The 21623-nt window shown below is 73.2% G+C and carries 24 protein-coding genes; all 24 read left to right on the top strand.

The window, feature by feature from the left end:
- The first annotated feature begins 20 nt into the window (after positions 1-20).
- Positions 21-680 carry a 50S ribosomal protein L3 gene (gene rplC / locus KVT14_RS06685; RefSeq protein WP_147794361.1) on the top strand — a complete coding sequence of 220 codons (660 nt, stop codon included), beginning with the start codon at positions 21-23 and terminating at the stop codon, positions 678-680.
- A gap of 5 nt (positions 681-685) precedes the next feature.
- On the top strand, positions 686-1378 hold the full coding sequence (gene rplD / locus KVT14_RS06680) for a 50S ribosomal protein L4 (protein ID WP_147796935.1): 693 nt from the start codon (positions 686-688) through the stop codon (positions 1376-1378).
- Positions 1375-1677, top strand: a complete 303-nt coding sequence (rplW, locus tag KVT14_RS06675) for a 50S ribosomal protein L23 (RefSeq protein WP_203669141.1) — start codon at positions 1375-1377, stop codon at positions 1675-1677. Before rplD ends, rplW begins: the two co-directional genes overlap by 4 nt.
- 33 nt (positions 1678-1710) lie before the next feature.
- Positions 1711-2547, top strand: a complete 837-nt coding sequence (gene rplB / locus KVT14_RS06670; RefSeq protein ID WP_147794359.1) for a 50S ribosomal protein L2 — start codon at positions 1711-1713, stop codon at positions 2545-2547.
- A 16-nt stretch (positions 2548-2563) separates the two neighbouring features.
- Positions 2564-2845: a 30S ribosomal protein S19 gene (gene rpsS / locus KVT14_RS06665; RefSeq protein ID WP_147794358.1), complete on the top strand. Its 282-nt coding sequence runs from the start codon at positions 2564-2566 to the stop codon at positions 2843-2845.
- Positions 2846-2900: 55 nt separating this feature from the next.
- Positions 2901-3266, top strand: coding sequence for a 50S ribosomal protein L22 (rplV, locus tag KVT14_RS06660; protein ID WP_147794357.1), 366 nt, complete (start codon positions 2901-2903; stop codon positions 3264-3266).
- A 2-nt stretch (positions 3267-3268) separates the two neighbouring features.
- Positions 3269-4108: a 30S ribosomal protein S3 gene (rpsC, locus tag KVT14_RS06655; protein WP_147794356.1), complete on the top strand. Its 840-nt coding sequence runs from the start codon at positions 3269-3271 to the stop codon at positions 4106-4108.
- Positions 4109-4111: 3 nt separating this feature from the next.
- Entirely contained in the window at positions 4112-4528 is a 417-nt protein-coding gene (gene rplP, locus KVT14_RS06650; RefSeq protein WP_122147685.1) for a 50S ribosomal protein L16, read from the top strand.
- Positions 4528-4767 (top strand): 50S ribosomal protein L29, encoded by a 240-nt coding sequence (rpmC, locus tag KVT14_RS06645; protein ID WP_109130752.1) that lies wholly within the window; start codon positions 4528-4530, stop codon positions 4765-4767. The genes rplP and rpmC overlap by 1 nt, the downstream gene beginning before the upstream one ends.
- Positions 4768-4774: 7 nt before the next feature.
- A complete protein-coding gene (rpsQ, locus tag KVT14_RS06640; protein ID WP_217614945.1) occupies positions 4775-5068 on the top strand; it encodes a 30S ribosomal protein S17 in 294 nt (97 codons plus the stop codon).
- Positions 5069-5147: 79 nt separating this feature from the next.
- Positions 5148-5516: a 50S ribosomal protein L14 gene (rplN, locus tag KVT14_RS06635; RefSeq protein ID WP_146838605.1), complete on the top strand. Its 369-nt coding sequence runs from the start codon at positions 5148-5150 to the stop codon at positions 5514-5516.
- Position 5517: 1 nt separating this feature from the next.
- Entirely contained in the window at positions 5518-5865 is a 348-nt protein-coding gene (rplX, locus tag KVT14_RS06630) for a 50S ribosomal protein L24 (RefSeq protein WP_147794354.1), read from the top strand.
- Positions 5865-6446, top strand: coding sequence for a 50S ribosomal protein L5 (gene rplE / locus KVT14_RS06625; RefSeq protein ID WP_147794353.1), 582 nt, complete (start codon positions 5865-5867; stop codon positions 6444-6446). The genes rplX and rplE overlap by 1 nt, the downstream gene beginning before the upstream one ends.
- A 1-nt stretch (position 6447) precedes the next feature.
- Positions 6448-6633 (top strand): type Z 30S ribosomal protein S14, encoded by a 186-nt coding sequence (locus KVT14_RS06620; protein WP_122147680.1) that lies wholly within the window; start codon positions 6448-6450, stop codon positions 6631-6633.
- An 82-nt stretch (positions 6634-6715) separates the two neighbouring features.
- Positions 6716-7114 carry a 30S ribosomal protein S8 gene (gene rpsH / locus KVT14_RS06615; RefSeq protein ID WP_147794352.1) on the top strand — a complete coding sequence of 133 codons (399 nt, stop codon included), beginning with the start codon at positions 6716-6718 and terminating at the stop codon, positions 7112-7114.
- 25 nt (positions 7115-7139) lie between these two features.
- Positions 7140-7679 carry a 50S ribosomal protein L6 gene (gene rplF, locus KVT14_RS06610; RefSeq protein WP_147794351.1) on the top strand — a complete coding sequence of 180 codons (540 nt, stop codon included), beginning with the start codon at positions 7140-7142 and terminating at the stop codon, positions 7677-7679.
- A 3-nt stretch (positions 7680-7682) separates the two neighbouring features.
- The gene (gene rplR / locus KVT14_RS06605) at positions 7683-8054 is read left to right on the top strand and encodes a 50S ribosomal protein L18 (protein WP_217614944.1); all 372 of its coding nucleotides are present in this window, start codon (positions 7683-7685) and stop codon (positions 8052-8054) included.
- Positions 8055-8091: 37 nt separating this feature from the next.
- The gene (gene rpsE / locus KVT14_RS06600) at positions 8092-8736 is read left to right on the top strand and encodes a 30S ribosomal protein S5 (protein WP_147794349.1); all 645 of its coding nucleotides are present in this window, start codon (positions 8092-8094) and stop codon (positions 8734-8736) included.
- Positions 8736-8918: a 50S ribosomal protein L30 gene (gene rpmD, locus KVT14_RS06595; protein ID WP_146838591.1), complete on the top strand. Its 183-nt coding sequence runs from the start codon at positions 8736-8738 to the stop codon at positions 8916-8918. Before rpsE ends, rpmD begins: the two co-directional genes overlap by 1 nt.
- A gap of 2 nt (positions 8919-8920) precedes the next feature.
- A complete protein-coding gene (gene rplO, locus KVT14_RS06590; protein ID WP_147794348.1) occupies positions 8921-9616 on the top strand; it encodes a 50S ribosomal protein L15 in 696 nt (231 codons plus the stop codon).
- A gap of 260 nt (positions 9617-9876) precedes the next feature.
- Entirely contained in the window at positions 9877-11172 is a 1296-nt protein-coding gene (gene secY, locus KVT14_RS06585; RefSeq protein WP_217614943.1) for a preprotein translocase subunit SecY, read from the top strand.
- On the top strand, positions 11169-11765 hold the full coding sequence (locus tag KVT14_RS06580) for an adenylate kinase (protein WP_217614942.1): 597 nt from the start codon (positions 11169-11171) through the stop codon (positions 11763-11765). Before secY ends, KVT14_RS06580 begins: the two co-directional genes overlap by 4 nt.
- 14 nt (positions 11766-11779) lie before the next feature.
- Entirely contained in the window at positions 11780-12634 is an 855-nt protein-coding gene (gene map, locus KVT14_RS06575; RefSeq protein ID WP_217614941.1) for a type I methionyl aminopeptidase, read from the top strand.
- Positions 12635-12916: 282 nt separating this feature from the next.
- Complete coding sequence (locus KVT14_RS06570; protein ID WP_217614940.1) at positions 12917-21568, top strand: SdrD B-like domain-containing protein; 8652 nt, start codon at positions 12917-12919, stop codon at positions 21566-21568.
- Positions 21569-21623 lie beyond the last annotated feature (55 nt).

Below are 21623 nucleotides of genomic sequence, written 5' to 3'. Positions count from 1 at the left end.
TGGGAAGGAACTGATCTTTCATGGTTACCCAGCAGAACGCGCGCCCCGTCACGGCGGTGCTCGGCACGAAGCTCGGCATGACGCAGGTGTGGGACGACAACGGTCGTCTCGTGCCCGTCACGGTCGTCTCGGTCGGCACCAACGTCGTGACCCAGGTGCGCTCCGCTGAGGCCGACGGCTACGCCGCGGTGCAGCTGGCCTACGGCCAGGTGGACCCGCGCAAGGTCACGAAGCCGCTGAAGGGCCACTTCGAGAAGGCGGGGGTCACCCCCCGTCGGCACGTGGCCGAGATCCGGACGCCGGACGCCGCCGAGTACACGCTCGGCCAGGAGATCACCGCGGAGGCCTTCGCGGCCGGCGCGCTGGTCGACGTCATCGGCACCACCAAGGGCAAGGGCACCGCCGGTGTCATGAAGCGCCACGGGTTCTCCGGCGTGGGCGCCTCGCACGGTGCGCACCGCAACCACCGCAAGCCGGGCTCGATCGGTGGCGCCTCGACGCCGTCGCGCGTGTTCAAGGGCCTGCGGATGGCCGGTCGCATGGGCCACGCCCGCCAGACCACCCAGAACCTGACCGTCCACGCGGTCGACGCCGAGAAGGGTCTGCTGCTGCTCAAGGGCGCGGTTCCGGGCCCGAAGCGGGGCGTCGTCGTCGTGCGTACCGCCGTGAAGGGGGCATGAACCACATGTCCGAGACGCTGACCGTCGACGTGCTCGACGCCCAGGGCAAGAAGGCCGGCACGGCCGACCTGCCCGGTGAGGTGTTCGACGCGCAGACGAACGTCCCGCTGATCCACCAGGTGGTCGTCGCCCAGCTCGCCGCCGCGCGCCAGGGCACCCACGACACCAAGACCCGCGGCGAGGTCCGCGGTGGTGGCAAGAAGCCGTACAAGCAGAAGGGCACCGGCCGCGCCCGCCAGGGTTCGACCCGTGCGCCGCAGTTCGCCGGCGGTGGCACCGTCCACGGCCCGACCCCGCGCGACTACTCCCAGCGGACCCCGAAGAAGATGAAGGCCGCGGCGCTCCGCGGTGCTCTCTCGGACCGCGCCCGCGCCGGCCGCGTCCACGTCGTCACCGGCTTCGGTGTCAACGAGGCGCCGTCGACCAAGGCCGCGCTGCAGGTCCTGGACACGCTGTCCGGCCGCAAGCACGTCCTCGTGGTCGTGGAGCGCGCGGACGAGCTGGCCTGGAAGTCGCTGCGGAACGTCGAGCGGGTGCACCTGCTCGTCGCCGACCAGCTCAACACCTACGACGTGCTCGTCTCCGACGACGTCGTGTTCACCCAGGGCGCGCTCGACACGTTCCTCGCCGGTCCCGTCAAGGGCCGCGGCGCGACCGCCGTCGCGACGTCGTCCGAGGCCGAGGAGGACGCCAAGTGACCGCCGTCGCCAAGGACCCCCGCGACATCCTGATCGCGCCGGTCGTCTCCGAGAAGAGCTACGGGCTGCTCGACGAGGGCAAGTACACCTTCATCGTCGACCCGCGCGCCAACAAGACCGAGATCAAGATCGCCGTCGAGCAGGTCTTCTCGGTCAAGGTCGACTCCGTGAACACGATCAACCGCAAGGGCAAGACGCGGCGGACCCGTTCCGGCATCGGCAAGCGCAAGGACACGAAGCGCGCGATCGTCACCCTCCGCGAGGGCACGATCGACATCTTCGGCGGACCGGTCGGCTGACCGGGCCCGAGAGCAGATTGAGGACAGATCCCCATGGGAATCCGTAAGTACAAGCCGACGACGCCGGGGCGCCGCGGCGCGAGCGTCGCCGACTTCGTCGAGATCACGCGCTCCACGCCGGAGAAGTCTCTGGTCCGCCCGCTGCACAAGACCGGTGGTCGTAACTCGACCGGCCGCGTCACCATGCGGCACCAGGGTGGTGGCCACAAGCGCGCCTACCGCGTGATCGACTTCCGTCGTCACGACAAGGACGGCGTGCCGGCCAAGGTCGCGCACATCGAGTACGACCCGAACCGCACGGCGCGCATCGCGCTGCTGCACTACGCGGACGGCGAGAAGCGCTACATCATCGCGCCGAACAAGCTGAAGCAGGGCGACGTCGTCGAGAACGGCGCCGGTGCCGACATCAAGCCCGGCAACAACCTGCCGCTGCGCAACATCCCGACCGGTACCACGATCCACGCCATCGAGCTCAAGCCCGGTGGCGGCGCCAAGATCGCCCGCTCCGCGGGTGCCTCGGTGCAGCTGGTCGCGAAGGACGGGCCGTACGCGCAGCTCCGCATGCCGTCCGGCGAGATCCGCAACGTCGACCTGCGCTGCCGCGCCACGGTCGGCGAGGTGGGCAACGCCGAGCAGTCGAACATCAACTGGGGCAAGGCCGGCCGCATGCGCTGGAAGGGCAAGCGCCCCTCGGTCCGCGGTGTCGCGATGAACCCGATCGACCACCCGCACGGTGGTGGTGAGGGCAAGACGTCCGGTGGTCGTCACCCGGTGAGCCCGTGGGGCCAGCCGGAGGGCCGCACGCGTCGTCCGAACAAGCCGAGCGACAAGCTCATCGTCCGTCGCCGCCGCACCGGCAAGAAGCGCTGATAGGGAGCCGGGAGACATGCCTCGCAGCCTGAAGAAGGGGCCCTTCGTCGACGGGCACCTGCAGAAGAAGGTCGACGTTCAGAACGCCGCCGGCACCAAGAACGTCATCAAGACGTGGTCGCGTCGTTCGATGATCACCCCGGACTTCCTGGGCCACACGTTCGCGGTGCACGACGGCCGCAAGCACACGCCGGTGTTCGTGACGGAGTCGATGGTCGGGCACAAGCTCGGCGAGTTCGCCCCGACGCGCACGTTCCGCGGCCACGAGAAGGACGACCGGAAGGGCCGTCGCCGCTGACCCCCGGGTCAGCTGAGCGACTGCCCTGACGGCAGAGACAGAAGGCAGGACAGCAATGGAAGCCAAGGCGAAGGCGCGGTTCGTCCGCGTCACGCCCCAGAAGGCCCGGCGCGTCGTGGACCTCATCCGTGGCAAGCAGGCCGGCGAGGCCGTGTCGACGCTGAAGTTCGCGCCGCAGGCCGCGGGCGAGACGGTCCTCAAGGTCGTCGAGTCCGCGATCGCGAACGCCCGCGAGGGCGCCAAGCGCGCCGGTGAGCGCTTCGACGAGGGCAACCTCTACGTGGCCGAGGCGTTCGTGGACGAGGGTCCGACGCTGAAGCGGTTCCGCCCCCGGGCGCAGGGCCGCGCGAGCCAGATCCTCAAGCGCACGAGCCACATCACCGTGGTCGTCGCCGAGCGTGAGACGAAGGGAAGGGCCTGACAGTGGGACAGAAGGTCAACCCGCTCGGGTACCGCCTGGGCATCACGACCGACCACCGCTCGCGGTGGTTCGCCGACTCGACCAAGCCGGGTCAGCGGTACCGCGACTACGTCCGCGAGGACGTGCAGATCCGCAAGCTCATGAGCACGGGTCTGGAGCGCGCGGGCATCGCGAAGGTGGAGATCGAGCGCACGCGTGACCGCGTCCGCGTCGACATCCACACCGCGCGTCCGGGCATCGTCATCGGTCGCCGCGGCGCCGAGGCGGACCGCATCCGCGGTGAGCTCGAGAAGCTCACCGGCAAGCAGGTGCAGCTCAACATCCTCGAGGTCAAGAACGCCGAGATCGAGGCGCAGCTGGTCGCGCAGGGCATCGCCGAGCAGCTGGCGAGCCGCGTGTCCTTCCGTCGTGCGATGCGCAAGGGCATGCAGTCCGCGCAGCGCGCCGGCGCCAAGGGCATCCGCGTGCAGGTCTCCGGCCGCCTCGGCGGCGCGGAGATGAGCCGCACGGAGTTCTACCGCGAGGGTCGGGTGCCGCTGCACACGCTCCGCGCGAACATCGACTACGGCTTCTTCGAGGCCCGCACGACCTTCGGCCGCATCGGCGTGAAGGTCTGGGTCTACAAGGGCGACATGACCGAGCGCGACTTCGCCCGCGAGCAGGCCACGCAGGCCCCGCGCCAGTCCCGCGGCCCCCGTGGGGACCGTGGCGACCGCGGCGGCGACCGTGGCCCGCGCGGCGGCGGCCGCCGGAACGAGCGGACCGAGGCCCCCGCGGCCGAGGCCACCGCAGCTCCGGCCGCCGAGGCGACGACCGCTCCTGAGACCGGAACGGAGGCCTGAGCCGTGCTGATCCCGCGCAGGCTGAAGCACCGCAAGCAGCACCACCCGGGGCGCTCCGGCGCCGCGACCGGTGGCACCGCGATCTCGTTCGGCGAGTTCGGCATCCAGGCTCTGGAGCCGGCCTACGTCACGAACCGCCAGATCGAGGCTGCTCGTATCGCGATGACCCGCCACATCAAGCGTGGCGGCAAGGTCTGGATCAACATCTACCCGGACCGTCCGCTCACGAAGAAGCCCGCCGAGACCCGCATGGGTTCCGGTAAGGGTTCGCCGGAGTGGTGGATCGCCAACGTCAAGCCCGGCCGAGTGATGTTCGAGCTCGCCGGCGTCCCGGAGCCGCTGGCTCGCGAGGCCATGCGCCGCGCGCAGCACAAGCTCCCGATGAAGACCCGTTTCGTGGTTCGCGAGGGTGGTAACTGATGGCTATCGGCACCAAGGACCTGGCTCCCACCGAGCTGGACGCCTTCGACGACGAGCGCCTCGTGGCCGAGCTGAAGAAGGCCAAGGAGGAGCTGTTCAACTTGCGCTTCCAGTCGGCCACCGGTCAGCTCGAGAGCCACGGCCGCCTCAAGGCCGTGCGTCGCGACATCGCCCGGATCTACACGATCCTGCGCGAGCGCGAGCTCGGCATCCGGACCGCGCCCAGCGCGAGCGAGTGAGGACTCGATGAGCGAGAACACCAACGAGACCACCACCGCTACGGGGACCCAGCGTCCCTACCGCAAGACGCGGCGCGGCTACGTGGTCAGCGACAAGATGGACAAGACCGTCGTGGTCGAGGTCGAGGACCGGGTCAAGCACCCGCTCTACGGCAAGGTCATCCGGCGGACCAGCAAGGTCAAGGCGCACGACGAGGCCAGCACGGCCGGCGTCGGTGACCTGGTCCTCATCATGGAGACCCGCCCGCTCTCCGCCACCAAGCGGTGGCGTCTGGTGGAGATCCTCGAGAAGGCGAAGTAAGGCTCGCGCCTTCTTGTCCACTATCCGTTCGGCCAGGCTCGCCGTGTGCGAGAACCGGCAGACGACAGGAGTTCGATAGATGATTCAGCAGGAGTCGCGACTTCGGGTCGCCGACAACACGGGTGCGAAGGAGATCCTCTGCATCCGCGTTCTCGGTGGTTCGGGCCGTCGCTACGCCGGTATCGGTGACGTGATCGTCGCCACCGTCAAGGACGCGATCCCGGGCGGCAACGTCAAGAAGGGCGACGTCGTCAAGGCGGTCGTCGTGCGCACCCGCAAGGAGCGCCGGCGCGTGGACGGCTCGTACATCAAGTTCGACGAGAACGCCGCGGTGATCCTCAAGAACGACGGTGAGCCCCGTGGTACGCGCATCTTCGGCCCGGTGGGCCGCGAGCTGCGCGACAAGAAGTTCATGAAGATCATCTCGCTGGCGCCGGAGGTGCTCTGACATGGCGAAGATCAAGAAGGGCGACCTCGTGGTCGTCATCTCCGGCTCCCGCAAGGACCGGGGCAAGCAGGGGCGCGTCCTCGAGGTCCTCACCGACCGCGACCGCGTGCTCGTCGAGGGCATCCACCGCATCACGAAGCACACCAAGGTCGGCCAGAGCCAGCGCGGCTCCCGCACCGGTGGCATCGAGACGGTCGAGGCCCCCATCCACATCAGCAACGTGATGCTGGTCGACCCCGAGACCAAGCGTGGTACCCGGGTCGGCTACCGCACCGAGCAGGTCGAGCGCGACGGCCGGACCCGCACCGTTCGGGTCCGCGTCGCCAAGCGCTCCGGTAAGGACATCTGATGACCGCCACCGACGAGACGACGCGCGCCTACCCGGTCCCGCGCCTGAAGGTCCGGTACAACGACGCCATCCGCACGGCGCTCCGTGAGGAGTTCTCCCACGAGAACGTGAACCAGGTCGCGCGCCTGGTGAAGGTCGTCGTGAACATGGGTGTCGGCGACGCGGCCAAGGACTCGAAGCTGATCGAGGGCGCCATCCGCGACCTCCAGCAGATTACGGGTCAGAAGCCGCAGGTCACCAAGGCCCGCAAGTCCATCGCGCAGTTCAAGCTGCGCGAGGGCATGCCGATCGGCGCGCACGTCACGCTGCGCGGCGACCGTGCCTGGGAGTTCCTGGACCGCCTGCTGTCGACCGCGCTGCCGCGCATCCGCGACTTCCGCGGGCTGTCGCCGAAGCAGTTCGACGGCCACGGCAACTACACCTTCGGTCTGACCGAGCAGTCGATGTTCCACGAGATCGACCAGGACAAGATCGACCGGGTCCGGGGCATGGACATCACGGTGGTCACCACCGCGACCACGGACGCGGAGGGCCGGGCGCTGCTCAAGCACCTGGGCTTCCCGTTCAAGGAGGAGAACTGACATGGCGAAGACCGCCCTGATCAACAAGGCCGCGGGCAAGCAGAAGTTCGCCGTGCGGGCCTACACCCGGTGCCAGCGCTGCGGGCGTCCGCACTCCGTGTACCGCAAGTTCGGCCTGTGCCGGATCTGCGTGCGCGAGATGGCCCACGCGGGCCAGCTCCCCGGTGTGACCAAGAGCAGCTGGTAAACAACGACGTCGCAGGTCCGCGGCGCGCCGCCCCCACGGGCGGCCGCCGCGGAAACCACGGCGAGGAAGGGCGATAGCCCCCATGACGATGACCGACCCGATCGCAGACTTCCTGACGCGTCTGCGCAACGCGAACTCGGCGCACCACGACACGGTGACCATCCCGTACTCGAAGCTGAAGTCGCACATCGCGGAGATCCTGCAGGCCGAGGGCTACATCTCCGGCTGGACCACCGAGGACGCCCGCGTGGGCAAGAACCTCGTGGTCGAGCTGAAGTACGGCCCGAGCCGCGAGCGTGCGCTCGCCGGCATCAAGCGCGTGTCGAAGCCCGGCCTCCGGGTGTACGCGAAGTCGACCAACCTGCCGAAGGTCCTCGGTGGCCTGGGCGTGGCGATCCTGTCCACGTCCTCCGGTCTCCTGACGGACAAGCAGGCCGCCAAGAAGGGCGTGGGTGGGGAAGTCCTCGCCTACGTCTGGTAAGTCCGAGACGGAAAGGAGCTAGCCAATGTCTCGTATCGGCAGAATCCCCGTTTCGGTCCCGGCCGGCGTGGATGTTTCCATCAACGGCGCCGTCGTGACGGTGAAGGGCCCCAAGGGCACCCTCACGCACACGGTCGCGTCGCCCATCGAGGTCGCCCGCGACGACGAGGGGGCCCTCGTGGTCACCCGTCCGAACGACGAGCGCCTCTCGCGGTCGCTGCACGGCCTCACGCGCACCCTCCTGGCGAACCTCGTCACCGGCGTCACCGCCGGCTACGAGAAGAAGCTGGAGATCGTCGGCACCGGTTACCGCGTGTCGGCCAAGGGTGACGCGCTCGAGTTCGCGCTCGGCTTCAGCCACCCGGTGTCCGTGACGCCGCCCGCCGGCATCACCTTCGCCGTCGAGTCCCCGACCAAGTTCTCGGTCTCGGGCATCGACAAGCAGCAGGTGGGCGAGGTCGCCGCGAACATCCGCAAGATCCGCAAGCCCGAGCCGTACAAGGGCAAGGGCGTGCGCTACGCGGGCGAGAACGTCCGCCGCAAGGTCGGAAAGGCTGGTAAGTGAGCCATGGCGATCAGCATCATCGGTAAGGGCAAGTTCAAGGCCCGTCGCCGCCGCCACCTGCGGCTGCGCAAGAAGGTCGCCGGCACCGCCGCGCGTCCCCGCCTGGTCGTCACCCGGTCGAACCGCAACCTCGTCGCGCAGGTCGTCGACGACGCCGTGGGCCGCACCCTGGTCTCCGCCTCGACCCTCGAGGTGGACCTGCGTGCCGCCGAGGGCGACAAGACGGCCAAGGCCCGTCGCGTCGGCGAGCTGATCGCCGAGCGCGCCAAGGCGGCCGGCATCGACGCGGTGGTCTTCGACCGCGGCGGCAACAAGTACCACGGGCGTGTGGCCGCAGTGGCCGACGCCGCCCGCGAGGGCGGTCTGGCGCTGTGACGACGACCATTCCCGCATCGAAGAAGAGGATCCACTGATGGCTGCTCCTCAGCGCAGCAACACGGGCGCTCCCCAGGGCCAGGGTGGCGGTGACCGCCGCGACGGCGGTCGTCGCGACGGCCGCCGGGGCGACGCCGCCGAGAAGAGCGCGTTCCTCGAGCGCGTCGTGTCGATCAACCGCGTGGCCAAGGTCGTCAAGGGTGGTCGCCGGTTCAGCTTCACCGCCCTGGTGGTCGTCGGCGACGGCGACGGCACGGTCGGTGTCGGCTACGGCAAGGCCAAGGAGGTGCCCGCGGCGATCGCCAAGGGTGTCGAGGAGGCGAAGAAGAACTTCTTCCGCGTCCCCCGCATCCAGGGCACCATCACCCACCCCATCCAGGGTGAGGCCGCCGCCGGTGTCGTCTTCCTGCGTCCCGCGTCCCCGGGTACCGGCGTGATCGCCGGTGGTCCGGTGCGCGCGGTGCTCGAGTGCGCCGGCGTCCACGACATCCTGTCCAAGTCCCTCGGCTCCTCCAACGCCATCAACATCGTGCACGCCACGGTCGCGGCGCTGAAGGGTCTCGAGGAGCCGGCCGCCGTGGCGGCGCGCCGTGGCCTGCCGCTCGAGCACGTCGCCCCGGCGCCGCTGCTCAAGGCGCAGGCGGCGGGTCGTGCGGCCAAGACGGAGAAGGTGGGTGCCTGATGGCCCGCCTCAAGGTGACCCAGACGAAGTCCGCCATCGGCGGCAAGCAGAACCAGCGCGACACGCTGCGCACCCTGGGCCTCAAGCGGATCGGCGACGTCGTCGTCAAGGAGGACCGTCCTGAGATCCGCGGCATGGTCAAGACGGTGACGCACCTGGTCGCGGTCGAGGAGGTGGAGTGACGATGGCGGAGAAGGAGACCGAGAAGGTCGAGGAGACCGCTGCCGCGGCTCCGAAGGCCACGCGCGCCAAGAAGGCGACGGCGACCGAGTCGTCCGCCGCCGAGAAGCCGGCCCGCAAGGCCCCGGCCCGCACGACCAAGGCGAAGGCCGAGGCCGAGGCGGCTGCCGAGGAGAAGCCGGCTGCGAAGGCGAAGGCCCCCAAGGCCGCCGCGGCCAAGGCCCCCAAGGCCGAGGCGCAGGCGACCGAGGGTGCCGGCGGCACGCTCAAGGTGCACCACCTGCGTCCGGCCCCGGGTGCCAAGACCGCCAAGACTCGCGTGGGTCGTGGTGAGGCGTCCAAGGGCAAGACCGCCGGTCGCGGTACCAAGGGCACCAAGGCCCGGTACCAGGTGCCGGAGCGCTTCGAGGGCGGGCAGATGCCGCTGCACATGCGGCTGCCCAAGCTCCGCGGCTTCAAGAACCCGTTCCGGGTCGAGTACCAGGTCGTGAACCTGGACAAGCTGTCGGCGCTCTACCCCGACGGCGGCGACGTCACGGTGGCGGACCTGGTCGCGAAGGGCGCGGTCCGCAAGGGCCAGCCCGTCAAGGTGCTCGGCACCGGCGAGCTCACGGTGAAGGTGGCCGTGGCCGTCGACGCGTACTCCGGTTCGGCCAAGGAGAAGATCCTGGCCGCCGGCGGCAGCGTCGCGCAGGACTGATCCCAGACGAACGGGGTCGGCGAGGGCTCCACGCCCCGCCGGCCCCGTTCGGCTTTCCCCGGGGGACCGGGCCCGTCGCGGCCCGTGACCCCGCCGCCGCCACGGCCGCACGGCCGTGGGGCGATGCCCACCCAGGGACGGAAGTCCGTTAGGGTTCGGCAGGGCGTCGGGCGCCGCGGTGCGCCCGACCCGACGACGGACCGGCGCGCGGCGTGCCGGACGCCTCGACGACATCCCGCTTCGGCGGAGCAGGAGGACACGTGCTCAGCGCATTCGTGCGGGCGTTCAGGACACCCGACCTGCGGCGCAAGCTGCTGTTCACCATCGGCATCATGGTGGTCTTCCGCATCGGCTCGTTCCTGCCGACGCCGGGCGTGTCCTACCCGAACGTGCAGATCTGCATCGACCAGGGCGAGTCGAACACGCTGCTCGGCCTGGTGAACCTGTTCAGCGGCGGTGCGCTGCTGCAGCTGTCGGTGTTCGCGCTCGGGATCATGCCGTACATCACCGCGAGCATCATCATCCAGCTGCTCCGCGTGGTCATCCCGCGGTTCGAGGCCCTGCACAAGGAGGGCCAGTCGGGCACCGCGAAGCTCACGCAGTACACGCGGTACCTGACCATCGGCCTGGCGGTCCTGCAGTCGACGACGGTCATCATCACGGCGCGCAACGGCCAGCTCTTCCAGGGCTGCTCCGTCGACGTGATCCCGGACGACAGCATCGTCACGACGCTGCTCATGATCATCACGATGACCGCCGGTACCGGCCTCATCATGTGGCTGGGCGAGCTCATCACCGAGCGCGGCGTCGGCAACGGCATGTCCCTGCTCATCTTCACCTCGATCGCCGCGTCCTTCCCGGGCGCGATGTGGTCGATCGCGGGCGGCTCCGGCGGCATCGGCGCGTTCCTGGTGATCATGGCGATCATCGTCCTGGTCATCGCGCTGGTCGTCTTCGTCGAGCAGTCCCAGCGCCGCATCCCGGTGCAGTACGCCAAGCGCATGGTCGGGCGCCGCACCTACGGCGGGTCCTCCACGTACATCCCGATCAAGATCAACATGGCCGGCGTCATCCCGGTGATCTTCGCGTCGTCCCTGCTCCAGGTCCCCGCCCTGCTCGCCGGCTTCGGCGACCAGACCGCCGGCTGGAAGCAGTGGGTCGCGAACAACCTCGCCGCCACGGACGCGCCGCTGCACATCGCGCTGTACGTCCTGCTGATCATCTTCTTCTGCTACTTCTACACGGCGATCACGTTCAACCCGGACGAGGTCGCGGACAACATGAAGCGGTACGGCGGGTTCATCCCCGGCATCCGCGCCGGCCGTCCCACGGCCGAGTACCTGGACTACGTGATCACCCGCATCACGGCGCCCGGGTCCCTGTACCTCGCGCTGGTCGCGCTGATCCCGACGATCGCGTTCATCGTCCTGGGCGTCGGCACGAACATCCCGTTCGGCGGCTCGTCGATCCTCATCGTCGTGGGCGTCGGCCTCGAGACGGTGAAGCAGATCCAGTCGCAGCTCGAGCAGCGCCACTACGAAGGGTTCCTCCGATGAGCCACGACTCCGGCTCCACCGCCCGCCTCGTCCTGCTCGGCCCTCCCGGGGCCGGCAAGGGCACCCAGGCCGCGCGCCTGGCCGAGCGCCTCGGCGTCCCGGCGATCTCGACGGGCGACATCTTCCGCGCCAACATCAAGGGCGGCACCGAGCTCGGCCGCACCGCGCAGGAGTACACCGCGCGCGGCGAGCTCGTCCCGGACGAGGTCACGAACGCGATGGTGCGGGACCGGCTCGCGCAGCCGGACGCCGCGCAGGGCTTCCTGCTCGACGGCTACCCGCGCAACACGGCGCAGGTCGGCGAGCTCGACGCGATCCTCGAGGCCGACGGCCGCGCGCTGGACGCCGCGCTCGAGATCACCGCGGACGCGGACGTCGTCGTGGAGCGGCTGCTGAAGCGTGCCGAGATCGAGGGCCGCGCGGACGACACCGAGCCGGTGATCCGCCGCCGCCTGGACGTCTACGCCGAGCAGACCGCCCCCGTGTCGGGGCTGTACGCCGAGCGCGACCTGCTGGTCCGCGTGGACGGCATCGGCGAGGTCGACGAGGTCACCGAGCGGCTGCTCGCGGCCCTCGCCTCGCAGGTCGGCTGACCGGCGGGGGAGTCGTGTTCGGACGCGAGAAGATCGAGCTCAAGACGCCCGACCAGGTGCTGCTCATGCGGCGCGCCGGGCTCGTGGTCGCGGACGCCCTGGCGGCGGCCCGCGCGGCCGCGGTGCCGGGTGCCACGACCGCCGACCTGGACGCCGTCGCCGCCGCGGTGATCGCGGACGCCGGCGCCCTGCCGTCGTTCCTCGGGTACTACGACTACCCGGCGACCATCTGCGTGTCGGTCAACGACGAGGTCGTGCACGGCATCCCGTCCGGCCGCGTGCTGCAGCCGGGCGACGTGGTGTCGATCGACTGCGGCGCGATCGTCGAGGGCTGGCACGGCGACTCGGCGCTCACCCTGGTGCTGCCGGACGCCGACCCGGCCGACCAGGCGCTGGCGGACCTGACCGAGCGCTGCATGTGGGACGGCATCGCCGCGCTCGCCGGCGAGGGCGGCGGGATCGCCGACCGGCTCGCGGTCGTGGGCGACGCGGTCGAGGACGCGGTCGCGGCCGCCGACGCCTCCGTCAACGGCGGCGTGCCGTTCGGCATCGTGCAGGACTACGTCGGGCACGGCATCGGCTCCGCCATGCACCAGCCGCCGGACGTGCTGAACTACCGGTCCCGCGACCGCGGCCCGAAGCTGCGCGCCGGGATGTGCCTGGCCGTCGAGCCGATGATCACCCGGGGCGGCCACGCGACCGAGGTGCTCGACGACGACTGGACGGTCGTCACGGCCGACGGCGCCCGCGCGGCGCACTGGGAGCACTCGGTCGCCCTGCACGACGGCGGCATCTGGGTGCTCACGGCCGTCGACGGCGGCGCGGCCGAGCTGGGCGCGCGCGGCGTGACCGTCGCTCCGCTGGGCTGACCGGCCGCAGCACGCTCGACGAGACCCACCTCCCCGCCGCGGGGCGGTGGGTCTCGCCGTCCCCGGGGTCACCCCGGCGCCCGGCCCGGAGCCACGGGCGGGTGAATCCGGTCCCCCGGGCGGGTGCTAGCACCTCACCCCAAAGCGGACAGACCAGGTCAGAGGGGTGCTTTCACCCCATAGCGGACTCATGACGGGTCAGGTGCCCGCCGAAGGTAGGGCGTCCCCCTCTGCGCGGTGCCTCGTCGCCGCGCACCCGCGCCTGCCCCCGGGAACCCCCGCATGCCTGCCTCGCCCCGTCTCCGCCTGCTGCTCCGCCGCCCCGCCGTGCTCGCGGTCGTGGGTGCGCTGCTCGCCCCCCTCGTGGTGGCCACCACCGCCCCCGCGGCCGTCGCCGCAGCCGACCCGGTGCTCACCGTCACCGGCTTCTCGGTGACCTCGGGCGCCACGGCGCAGGCGGCCCCGCCCGCCGACCCGGAGTTCGGGTTCGACGCGGCGTACACCGCGAGCCCCGCGGCGGGCACCGTCAGCAGCACCCTGGGCTACCGGTGCGCCGGCGACGAGTCGTCCTGCGAGCACGCGACGATGGACGTGGCGCTCGACGCGCTCCGCCTGACGCAGGCGCTCGACGTCTCCGGCCTGGGCGCGACCGTGCAGTACTGGGCCGACGCCGTCGGCGGCACCGCGACCGCGGACTACGCCGCCGCGGCCGCGTTCTCCGTGCGGTTCACCAGCACCACCTCGGACGGCCTCACCGGCCTGCAGTCGGGCGTCAGCGGGGACCTGCGCCTGTCGACCCGGCTGGTCACGCCGAACGGGGGCGGCACGCAGACCGGGACCATCACCGCCACGCCGACGGCGACGGGCGGCGTCGGCACGAGGGGCCGGGTCCGGATCACGGGCGACTTCCCGGTGAACCTGGCGACCAGCACGCAGGTCAGCTGGTCCCGCGAGGGCTGGCTCTCGGGCGTCGAGGACGGCGCCGAGACCCCGACGAACAGCGCGACCGTCGCCGGCGCCCTCACCGGCGACCCAGCCGAGAACCTCACGCTCACCTGGGGCGGCAGCAACCCCGCGAACGCGCCGGCGGCCGGCACCGTCGGGATGCTCACCGACCTGACCGGCCTCGCGATCACGACCTGGCCCGCCGGCGCCTCCACCGCGACCCTCACCGGGTGGACCTGGACGGGCTCGGGCAGCCCCGTGCGGGTCACGATCGGCACCGCGACGGGGGCGGACGCCGCGGGGAACCTGCTCGCCGGGCTCGACGCGACCACGCGGTCCCGCCTCACCGGCCTGCAGGTCGTGTTCGCCGCGGCGACCGGGGGCCTCGTCGCCTCCGGCTCGCCCGCCACGCTGCGGGTCGACGTGCGCGAGCACCTCAGCCAGGACGCGACGCCCGTCGCGCGGACCGGCGCCAAGGCCGACTACGTCACCGCGGGCGCCGCGACCTTCTCCGCCGCCTCCGACATGAACACGCTCACCGTGACCGGCACCGCGACCACGCGGGCCGTGCGCGGCGCGACCACCTCCGCCACCACCACCGACACGCGGGGCTTCCGGATCTACGACCCGCGCGCCTACGCGGGCTCCGCGACCGCGCTCGTCGGCCTCAGCACCCCGGTGTACGGCGGCGGCTTCGTCCGCGGCACCGCGGCCGGCACCAACTGGTCCCGCCGCGCCGTGGACGCCCTCGTCGTCGAGGTCCCGGCCACCGCGGCGCAGGTCTCCGCCACGAACGCGGCCCTGGACCCCGACCTCCCGGCCCTCGCCAACCGGTTCGGCTCGGGCCTGTCCTTCGCGGGCTTCGGCGCCGCGCGCGGCACCGCCGCCGGCGCCACCGACAGCGCGGACGGCTCGGGAGTCGCGGTGCAGGGCCTCACCGGCCCCGCCCGCCTCGAGCTGACCGTGCTCGTCGGCACGACCGAGCACACCGTCGACCTCGACGCGACGGCGCCGGCCGTCCCGACCGACCCGGCGGCGTTCGGCCTCGCGTCCTGGTCCGAGGTCACCGGCTTCCGCGCCACCGTGCGCGGCACCGGCGCCGCGGTCCCGATGGGCGCCTCCGTCACCCTGCCGTACCTCGCGCGCACCGCGACCTCGAGCACCGCGACGACGTACGCCGTGCACACGGTCGCGACCACCCGGCTCGGCACCGACACCTCCGCCGTGACGCCGCGCACCCAGGCGAGCGGCAACCGCCCCGTCACCGCGGCCACCGTGTCCGTGGCCGTCCCCACCGTCGACGTCGCCGGCACCAAGTACGTCGCCGAGCCGTACGTCACCCGGACCGCGGGCGCGACCGTCAACGCCGTGCTGGAGGCGACCGCCCGACCGCTGAGCGGGGGGAGCGGGCACCTGCCCGACACGCTGACCCTCGAGGACAGCGCCGCGTCGCGCACCGCCGCCACCGGCGGGACCACCGGCGCCGCGTGGTGGACCGCGTTCGCGCCCACCTCCCTCGAGGCCACCGTGCCCGCGGGCGGGTCCGCGCAGCTTCAGTACTACACCGCCACGGACCCGCAGTGGGTCGACTACACCGGCTCCACCGCCGCGCTCGGGGACACCTCCGCCTGGCGCGGCGTCCGGGTCGTCGTCACGCGGCCCGGGGGCGGGACGTTCGCCAACGGCGACCGCGCGCGCGTCCGGATCACCTTCGCCCTCCGGTCCGGGATCACCGCCGGGACCTGGGCGGACGGCGCCGACCGCACGAACGTCGCCCAGATCACCTCGTCCGCGGCCATCGAGGGCTTCGTCGTCACCAGCGCGGTCCGCCGCGTCTCCGACACGGTGCAGATGCTCGGCGGCACCGGCACCGGCGGCTACCCCGCGCTGGTCAAGACGATGGACAACCGCGACCGGACCGAGGGCAACGGCGACGCGACCACCGCGACGCTCACCTGGGGCACCGGCGGCGAGGACCTGTCGAGCGTGACGGTCACCGACGCGAACGGCGTCACCGGCGCGAAGCAGAACCCGGCGACGGGCGTCGCCGGCAGCTTCTACGACACCTTCGACCTGTCCGGCGTCCAGCCCATCACCTCCGGCGCCGCCGCCTCGGGCGTCTACGACCCGTACCTCGTGTTCGACCGGGTCACCGACGTGCGGGTGTTCGACGTCGTGGACGACCGCTGGGAGTCGCTGGCGACCCGCGTGTGGACCGGCTCCGCCTGGGCCGACCGCACGAACCCCGCGGCGGCCCGCTCCGACGTCGCGTTCGGCGGGGCCGCCGCGCAGGGCGCCTTCCCGTACGCCGGGTCGTTCCCGGGCGTGGCCGTGCAGTCGGCGAGCCTGCGGGCCCGGATCGGCGGCGTGCAGCTCGTGTACGCCGCGCGCCCGGACTCCGAGCGGCAGGCGCTCGCCGCCTCCGACTGGCGCCGCGGCCTGCTCGGCACGCTGACCACGGGCGCCGTCGCGACGACGGACGCACCCGCGCGCAAGGTCGCGCTCACCTTCGCGCTGCGGGACACCTCCCGCGCGACGGGGGAGCCGGTAAACGACGCGTACACCTACACCGGCTCCGCGCCCGGTGCCGTCGAGAACTCCGGCGCCGTGACCGGGACCGCGTCGTCCGACGGCTCGGCCGTGGACCTCGGCGGCCCGGTGAACCCGGTCGGCGAGCGCACCGTGACCGTGCAGCCCGCCTCGCTCGGCGCCACCGCCACCAAGACCTGGCTCCGGGACGCCAACGGCAGCCCGCTGACCGGCAGCAGCAACCTGCACGACCTCGCGCTGCCCGTCGACCCGTCGGCCGCGCCTCCGTCGGCGTGGCCCACCGCCACCCTGACCGCGACTGCCGCCAGCGCCTCCGGCACCCGGGTCGACCAGCTCGTCCTGACCGAGCCGCGCGGCATCGACACCGCCACCTCGATCGACGCCGACGCGCCGTTCGCGGCCTTCGCGATCACCGACGTCCGCGAGCTCACCGACGCGTCCGGCCTGCCGGGCGCCTCCGCCGTCGAGGTCGTCCTGTACGAGCGGGCGGTCGACGGTGCCGTGACCCACCGGACCGTCCCGCGGGCCGAGCTGCTCGACGCGGACGAGGCCGCGCTGGCCGCCGTCGTCGGCGTGCAGGTGCGCTACACCGGGCGCATCGCCTGGACGAACCAGGCCCGCCTGGTGCTCGGCACCCGCCTGCTGGCGCACAACCGGGTCTCCGGCGACGTCCCCGAGGCGAGCGCGGTCTCCGGGCAGGGCGAGGAGGTCACGATCGCCAACGTCGCCGAGGCCCGCGTCACCGACGCGCGCGTCTGCGCGGACGAGACACGGGGCATGTCCCGCACCCCCACCTGCGCGCCGGGCACCGCCTCCGGCACCGCCCACGACGCCGTCACCCTCCGGGGCGCCCAGCTCGAGGCGTTCCCGACCGTGACCGTCTCGCCCGTCGACGTGCAGCGCGACGCCGCGACGCCGGCGGTCACCAGCACGCTGTCCGTGCAGAACTTCGGCCTCACCCCGGCCGACCAGCTGCTGCTCACCGACGCGGACCCGCGGTTCTTCAACGCGGTCGGCCTCCGGACGGTGGCCGTGCAGTCCGTGCCGTCCGGGGTCGAGCGCGCCGAGCTCGAGGTCCTCGTCGCCGGCGCCGACCTCGACGTCGCCGCCGACGGCAGCTACGCCGGGACGCAGGACTGGCAGGCCTGGGGCGCCGTGGTGCCGACGGGGACGTTCGACCTCGCCGCCCTCGCGCCGCAGCACGGCGTCCAGGCGGCGGACGTCATCGGCGTCCGCGTGCGGTTCCTCGACACCGACGGCTCGACGATCCCCGCCCCCGGCCAGGGCTACGGCCGCGTCGTGCTCGCCGGCACCCTCCGGGAGGAGCTCCGCACCGGCGGCCTGCCCAGCGCCGTCGGCGCGGACGGCTGGCGGTACCAGGGCCGGGCCGAGCTGACCGCGAACCCGGGCGAGAGCGCCCGCGGCACGATCAGCAACTCCGTGACCGCCCAGGCCCTGCGCGCCGACCTCGGCTCGCAGGCGCAGACCGCCGGACCCGTCGGCACCACCGTGCACGCGGGTGCCGCCACGATCCGGGTGCAGAAGGCCGAGCTCGACGCCGCGTCCCGCGCACCCGGCGACCTCGTCCGGTACCGGATCGCCGTCACCAACACCGCGAGCGGCACGAACGCCGCCGACCTCACCGGCCTGGTCGTCACCGACCGGCTGCCCGAGGACGGCTCGCTGGTCTACGGCGCCGCGCCCGAGGGCCAGGCCCCGGTGGTCGTCCAGGCCGCCGGCGGCGGCGCGAACCCGCTCGGCGACCCCGACGTCGCCGAGCGCGAGGGCCTGCTCACCGTGACGTTCCCGGCCGACAGCCGGCTCGCCCCCGGTGCCGGCGTCGAGGTCCTGGTCTGGCTCCGCATCGCGACCGACCTGTCGACGACGTCCATCGTCAACACGGCCACCGCCGCGTCCGCGACCCGCCCCGTGCAGGCCGCGCCCACCGGCAACGACGGCGGCACCGCCTGCGCACCGGGCAGCTACGACGCGGCCACCGCGTCCTGCCTCGCCCGCGCCGGCGCCGTCACCATCGGCGGCGCGAACGTCTACGTCTCCGAGGAGTGGGTCCGCGACGCCGCCGGCAGTCAGGGCGCCGTCCGCACCACCCCGGCGCGCGCCGGCCAGTCCGCCGACTGCGCCCCGCGCGGCACGGGTGCCGACGACCGCGACTGGTACCGCTTCCCCTGCTCCGCCGTGACCACGGCCGGCTCGACCACGCAGTGGCAGGTGCAGGTCACCAGCCGCGCCACGATCGCGACCGACCGGCTCGAGATGATCTCCATGCTCCCGACCACGGGCGACTACCCGGCGATGGACGGCACCGCGTCCGGCAGCCGCGGCAGCCAGTGGCGGCCCGTCTGGGACGGCGTCGTGCCGACCCTCGTCACCGCCGCGGGCCTCCCGGCGGGCGCCACCGTCGCCGTCTACACCACCACGGCCGACTACCGGCAGGGCGGCCTCGCCGCCAGCGCCGCGTTCGACCCGGTGCCGTCGACGTGGTCGGCCACCGCGCTGACCCCGGGGCAGCAGGTCCCGGCGGCCCAGGCGGCGCGCGTGACCGGCCTGAAGTTCGTCGTGAGCTTCACCTCCGCCGACCGGTTCTCCTCCGGCGAGTCCGTCCGCGTCCAGTGGGCGATGCGCACCCCGCTGTCCGGGGCGCGCGCCGCCGCCGACACCTGGAGCTCCTTCGCGTTCCGCGTGCCGGCCGACGACGCCGCCGGGCGGCCGTCCGACGTGACGTCCGTCCCGCTCAAGGCCGGCGCCCGGTTCGCCCTCGCCGCCGTCGGGGCCGACCCGCTCGTGGCCGTCGGCGACCGCGTGTGGCTCGACGCCGACCGCGACGGCCGGCAGTCCGCCGACACCGCGGTCGAGCCCGGCGTGCCCGGCGTGACCGTCGACGTGCTCGCCGTCTCCGGCGGCAGCACGACGTACGTCGCCTCCGCCGAGACCGACGCGGACGGCGAGTGGCTGGTCGACGGCCTGCCCGCCGGGACCTACGACCTCGTGTACACGCTGCCCGGCGCGCTCGCCGCGCAGTACCGGTACACCGGGGTGGGCGCGGGCCTCGACGACACCGTCGACTCCGACGCCGTCGTCGACCCGGCCGCGCCGGCCACCGCCGTCGACGCGGGCGTGGTGCTCGGCGCCGGTGGCAGCGAGACCACCGCCGTCGGGTCCATGCCGCAGGCCTGGCAGGACGCCCACCCGGACCTCGTCGCGACCCAGGTCGACGTCTCGCACGACGCGGGTCTGCAGTGGCGGCCGCTGGCCGTCGGCGACCGCGTGTGGTTCGACGCCGACCGCGACGGCCGCCAGGGCGCCGGCGAGGCCGCCGTCGCGGGCGCGACCGTGCGCCTGCTCGGCGCCGGCGACGCCGTCCTGGCGACCACCGTCACCGGCGCGGACGGCTCGTACGTCTTCGACGCGCTCGACCCGGGCACCTACCGGGTCGAGGTCGAGCTGCCCGACGCCCTCGCCGCGCGGTGGACGTTCACGTCCGCGCTCGTGGGCGACCCCGCGGGCGACTCGTCCGTGATCGCCGCGACGGCGCGCGTCGGCCGGACCGCGGCGTTCAGCCTCGCGCCCGGGGCGTCTCTCGCGGCGGTGTCCGACCTGGCCGGCGACCCGGTCTGGGCCGGCGTCGACGCCGACTACGCGGACCCGACCCAGGACGCCGGCCTCGCCGAGCTGCCCGTGCGCGTCGGCGACCGGGTGTGGGTCGACGTCGACGGCGACGGCGTGCAGGACGCCGGCGAGCCCGGCCTGCCCGGCGTGGTGCTCACGCTCGCGGACGCCGCGGGCGACCCGGTCACCGACCTCGCCGGCACGCCCGTCGGCCCGGTCACCACCGACGCCGACGGGGCGTACGCCTTCACCGGCCTGCTGCCCGGGTCGTACACCGTGACGGTCGACTCGGCCGCCTCCGCCGCGGCGCTCGCGCCGTACGTGCCCACCGCCATCGGGGCGGGCGACCCCGCGACCGACTCCGACACGGGCTCCGCGTCGACGGCCGTCCCGCTCGTGGGCGGCGAGGCCGACGACACCCTGGACTTCGGGTTCCGCCCCCTGTGGGCGCTCGGCGACCGGGTGTGGCTCGACACCGACCGCGACGGCGTCCAGGACGCCGGCGAGCCGTCCTTCCCGGGCGTCACCGTCCGGCTGCTCGACGCGTCCGACGCCGAGGTCGCCCGGACGGCGACCGACGCGGACGGGCGCTGGCGGTTCGACCTGCTCGAGCCGGGCACGTACCGCGTCGAGCTCGAGCTCGGCGCGTCCGACGCGGCCCGCTACACCTGGACGACCCCGCGCGCCACGGCCGCCCCGCGCGCCGACGCCGACTCGGACGTCGAGGAGACCGCCCCCGGCGTCGCCCGCACCCCGGCGATCACCGTGGGCCCGGGGACCCCGGGCGTGCGCCCCGCCACCGCCGCCGACGGCCTCACCGCCGCGTTCGTGGACGACACGTGGGACGCGGGCCTCGTCGAGCGGCCCGTGTCCGTCGGCGACCTCGTCTGGTTCGACGAGGACCTCGACGGCCTGCAGGGCGCCGGCGAGCCGGGCGTCCCCGGCGTCGTCGTCGAGCTGCGGACCGCCGACGGGCGCCCGGTCACCGACGCCTCCGGCGCGGCCGTGGGACCGGTGACCACCGACGCCGACGGCGCGTACGCCTTCGACGGCCTGCTGCCGGGGGAGTACGTCGTGCGGATCGACCGGCTCGCGTCCGCCGACGCCCTCGCCGGCTACGCGCCGACCGTCGCGGGCGCCGGCGCCGACCGGGCGCTCGACTCGTCCACCTGGACCGCGACCTCCGAGGTCCTCCTCGGCGGCGGGTCCGACACCACGCTCGACTTCGGCCTCGTCCTCGCGGACGACGTGCAGCTCGCGCTGCGCAAGGTCCCCGTCGCGCGGACCGCGGACAGCATCACGTGGGACGTCACCGTGATGTCCACCGGCACCCAGGACGCCTACGCCGGCTTCACCGTCGTCGACGCCCTGCCCGGGTCGCTGACCTTCCGGTCGGCCTCCGGCACCGGGTTCGCCTGCGTCGCCGTCGACCGGGTCGTCACCTGCGACCACGACGGCTCGCTGCCGGCGGGGGAGTCCGCCACCGTGCGGGTCGTCACCGGCCTCACCGCCGCGGGCGCCGACGTCACCAACACGGCGACGGTGGACGTCGACGGGCGCGGCTACCGGTTCGAGGTGCTCGCCGCCGAGGACGTCGCGTGGAGCGAGCCCGTCGAGCGCACCGGCGGCGCGACCGTCACCGCGCCCGGCGGCGACCTCGCCACCACCGGGTCCGACGCCGCGTGGCCGCTCGTCGCGGCCGGCGTGCTGCTCGCGCTTGGCGCGGCGCTGATCGCGCTCGCGCAGGGGCGGCGCCCGGTGCGCGGGATGCGGGTGGCCTCCCCGGGGCGGCAGAGCCGGCACCGGGCCTGACGCGGGCCCGGGACGGCGGGGCCGGCACCGGGCCCGACGAGGGCGGCGTGGCGCC

It is taken from the genome of Cellulomonas sp. GbtcB1 (genome assembly GCF_019091725.1).
GTDB lineage: Bacteria > Actinomycetota > Actinomycetes > Actinomycetales > Cellulomonadaceae > Cellulomonas.
Note: the sequence above shows the minus strand (reverse complement) of the source record. Positions and strands in the feature narration are given on the sequence as shown.

Bases quoted from the DNA above. Each gene is read 5' to 3' on its own strand.
- rpsQ (WP_217614945.1), top strand. From the start codon at position 4,775: ATGAGCGAGAACACCAACGAGACCACCACCGCTACGGGGACCCAGCGT.
- KVT14_RS06620 (WP_122147680.1), top strand. From the start codon at position 6,448: ATGGCGAAGACCGCCCTGATCAACAAGGCCGCGGGCAAGCAGAAGTTC.
- KVT14_RS06580 (WP_217614942.1), top strand. From the start codon at position 11,169: ATGAGCCACGACTCCGGCTCCACCGCCCGCCTCGTCCTGCTCGGCCCT.
- rplC (WP_147794361.1), top strand. From the start codon at position 21: ATGGTTACCCAGCAGAACGCGCGCCCCGTCACGGCGGTGCTCGGCACG.
- rplX (WP_147794354.1), top strand. From the start codon at position 5,518: ATGGCGAAGATCAAGAAGGGCGACCTCGTGGTCGTCATCTCCGGCTCC.
- rpmC (WP_109130752.1), top strand. From the start codon at position 4,528: ATGGCTATCGGCACCAAGGACCTGGCTCCCACCGAGCTGGACGCCTTC.
- rpsE (WP_147794349.1), top strand. From the start codon at position 8,092: ATGGCTGCTCCTCAGCGCAGCAACACGGGCGCTCCCCAGGGCCAGGGT.
- rpsS (WP_147794358.1), top strand. From the start codon at position 2,564: ATGCCTCGCAGCCTGAAGAAGGGGCCCTTCGTCGACGGGCACCTGCAG.
- rpmD (WP_146838591.1), top strand. From the start codon at position 8,736: ATGGCCCGCCTCAAGGTGACCCAGACGAAGTCCGCCATCGGCGGCAAG.
- rpsH (WP_147794352.1), top strand. From the start codon at position 6,716: ATGACGATGACCGACCCGATCGCAGACTTCCTGACGCGTCTGCGCAAC.
- rplO (WP_147794348.1), top strand. From the start codon at position 8,921: ATGGCGGAGAAGGAGACCGAGAAGGTCGAGGAGACCGCTGCCGCGGCT.
- rplB (WP_147794359.1), top strand. From the start codon at position 1,711: ATGGGAATCCGTAAGTACAAGCCGACGACGCCGGGGCGCCGCGGCGCG.
- rplD (WP_147796935.1), top strand. From the start codon at position 686: ATGTCCGAGACGCTGACCGTCGACGTGCTCGACGCCCAGGGCAAGAAG.
- rplV (WP_147794357.1), top strand. From the start codon at position 2,901: ATGGAAGCCAAGGCGAAGGCGCGGTTCGTCCGCGTCACGCCCCAGAAG.
- rplE (WP_147794353.1), top strand. From the start codon at position 5,865: ATGACCGCCACCGACGAGACGACGCGCGCCTACCCGGTCCCGCGCCTG.
- rplF (WP_147794351.1), top strand. From the start codon at position 7,140: ATGTCTCGTATCGGCAGAATCCCCGTTTCGGTCCCGGCCGGCGTGGAT.
- rplR (WP_217614944.1), top strand. From the start codon at position 7,683: ATGGCGATCAGCATCATCGGTAAGGGCAAGTTCAAGGCCCGTCGCCGC.
- rplN (WP_146838605.1), top strand. From the start codon at position 5,148: ATGATTCAGCAGGAGTCGCGACTTCGGGTCGCCGACAACACGGGTGCG.
- KVT14_RS06570 (WP_217614940.1), top strand. From the start codon at position 12,917: ATGCCTGCCTCGCCCCGTCTCCGCCTGCTGCTCCGCCGCCCCGCCGTG.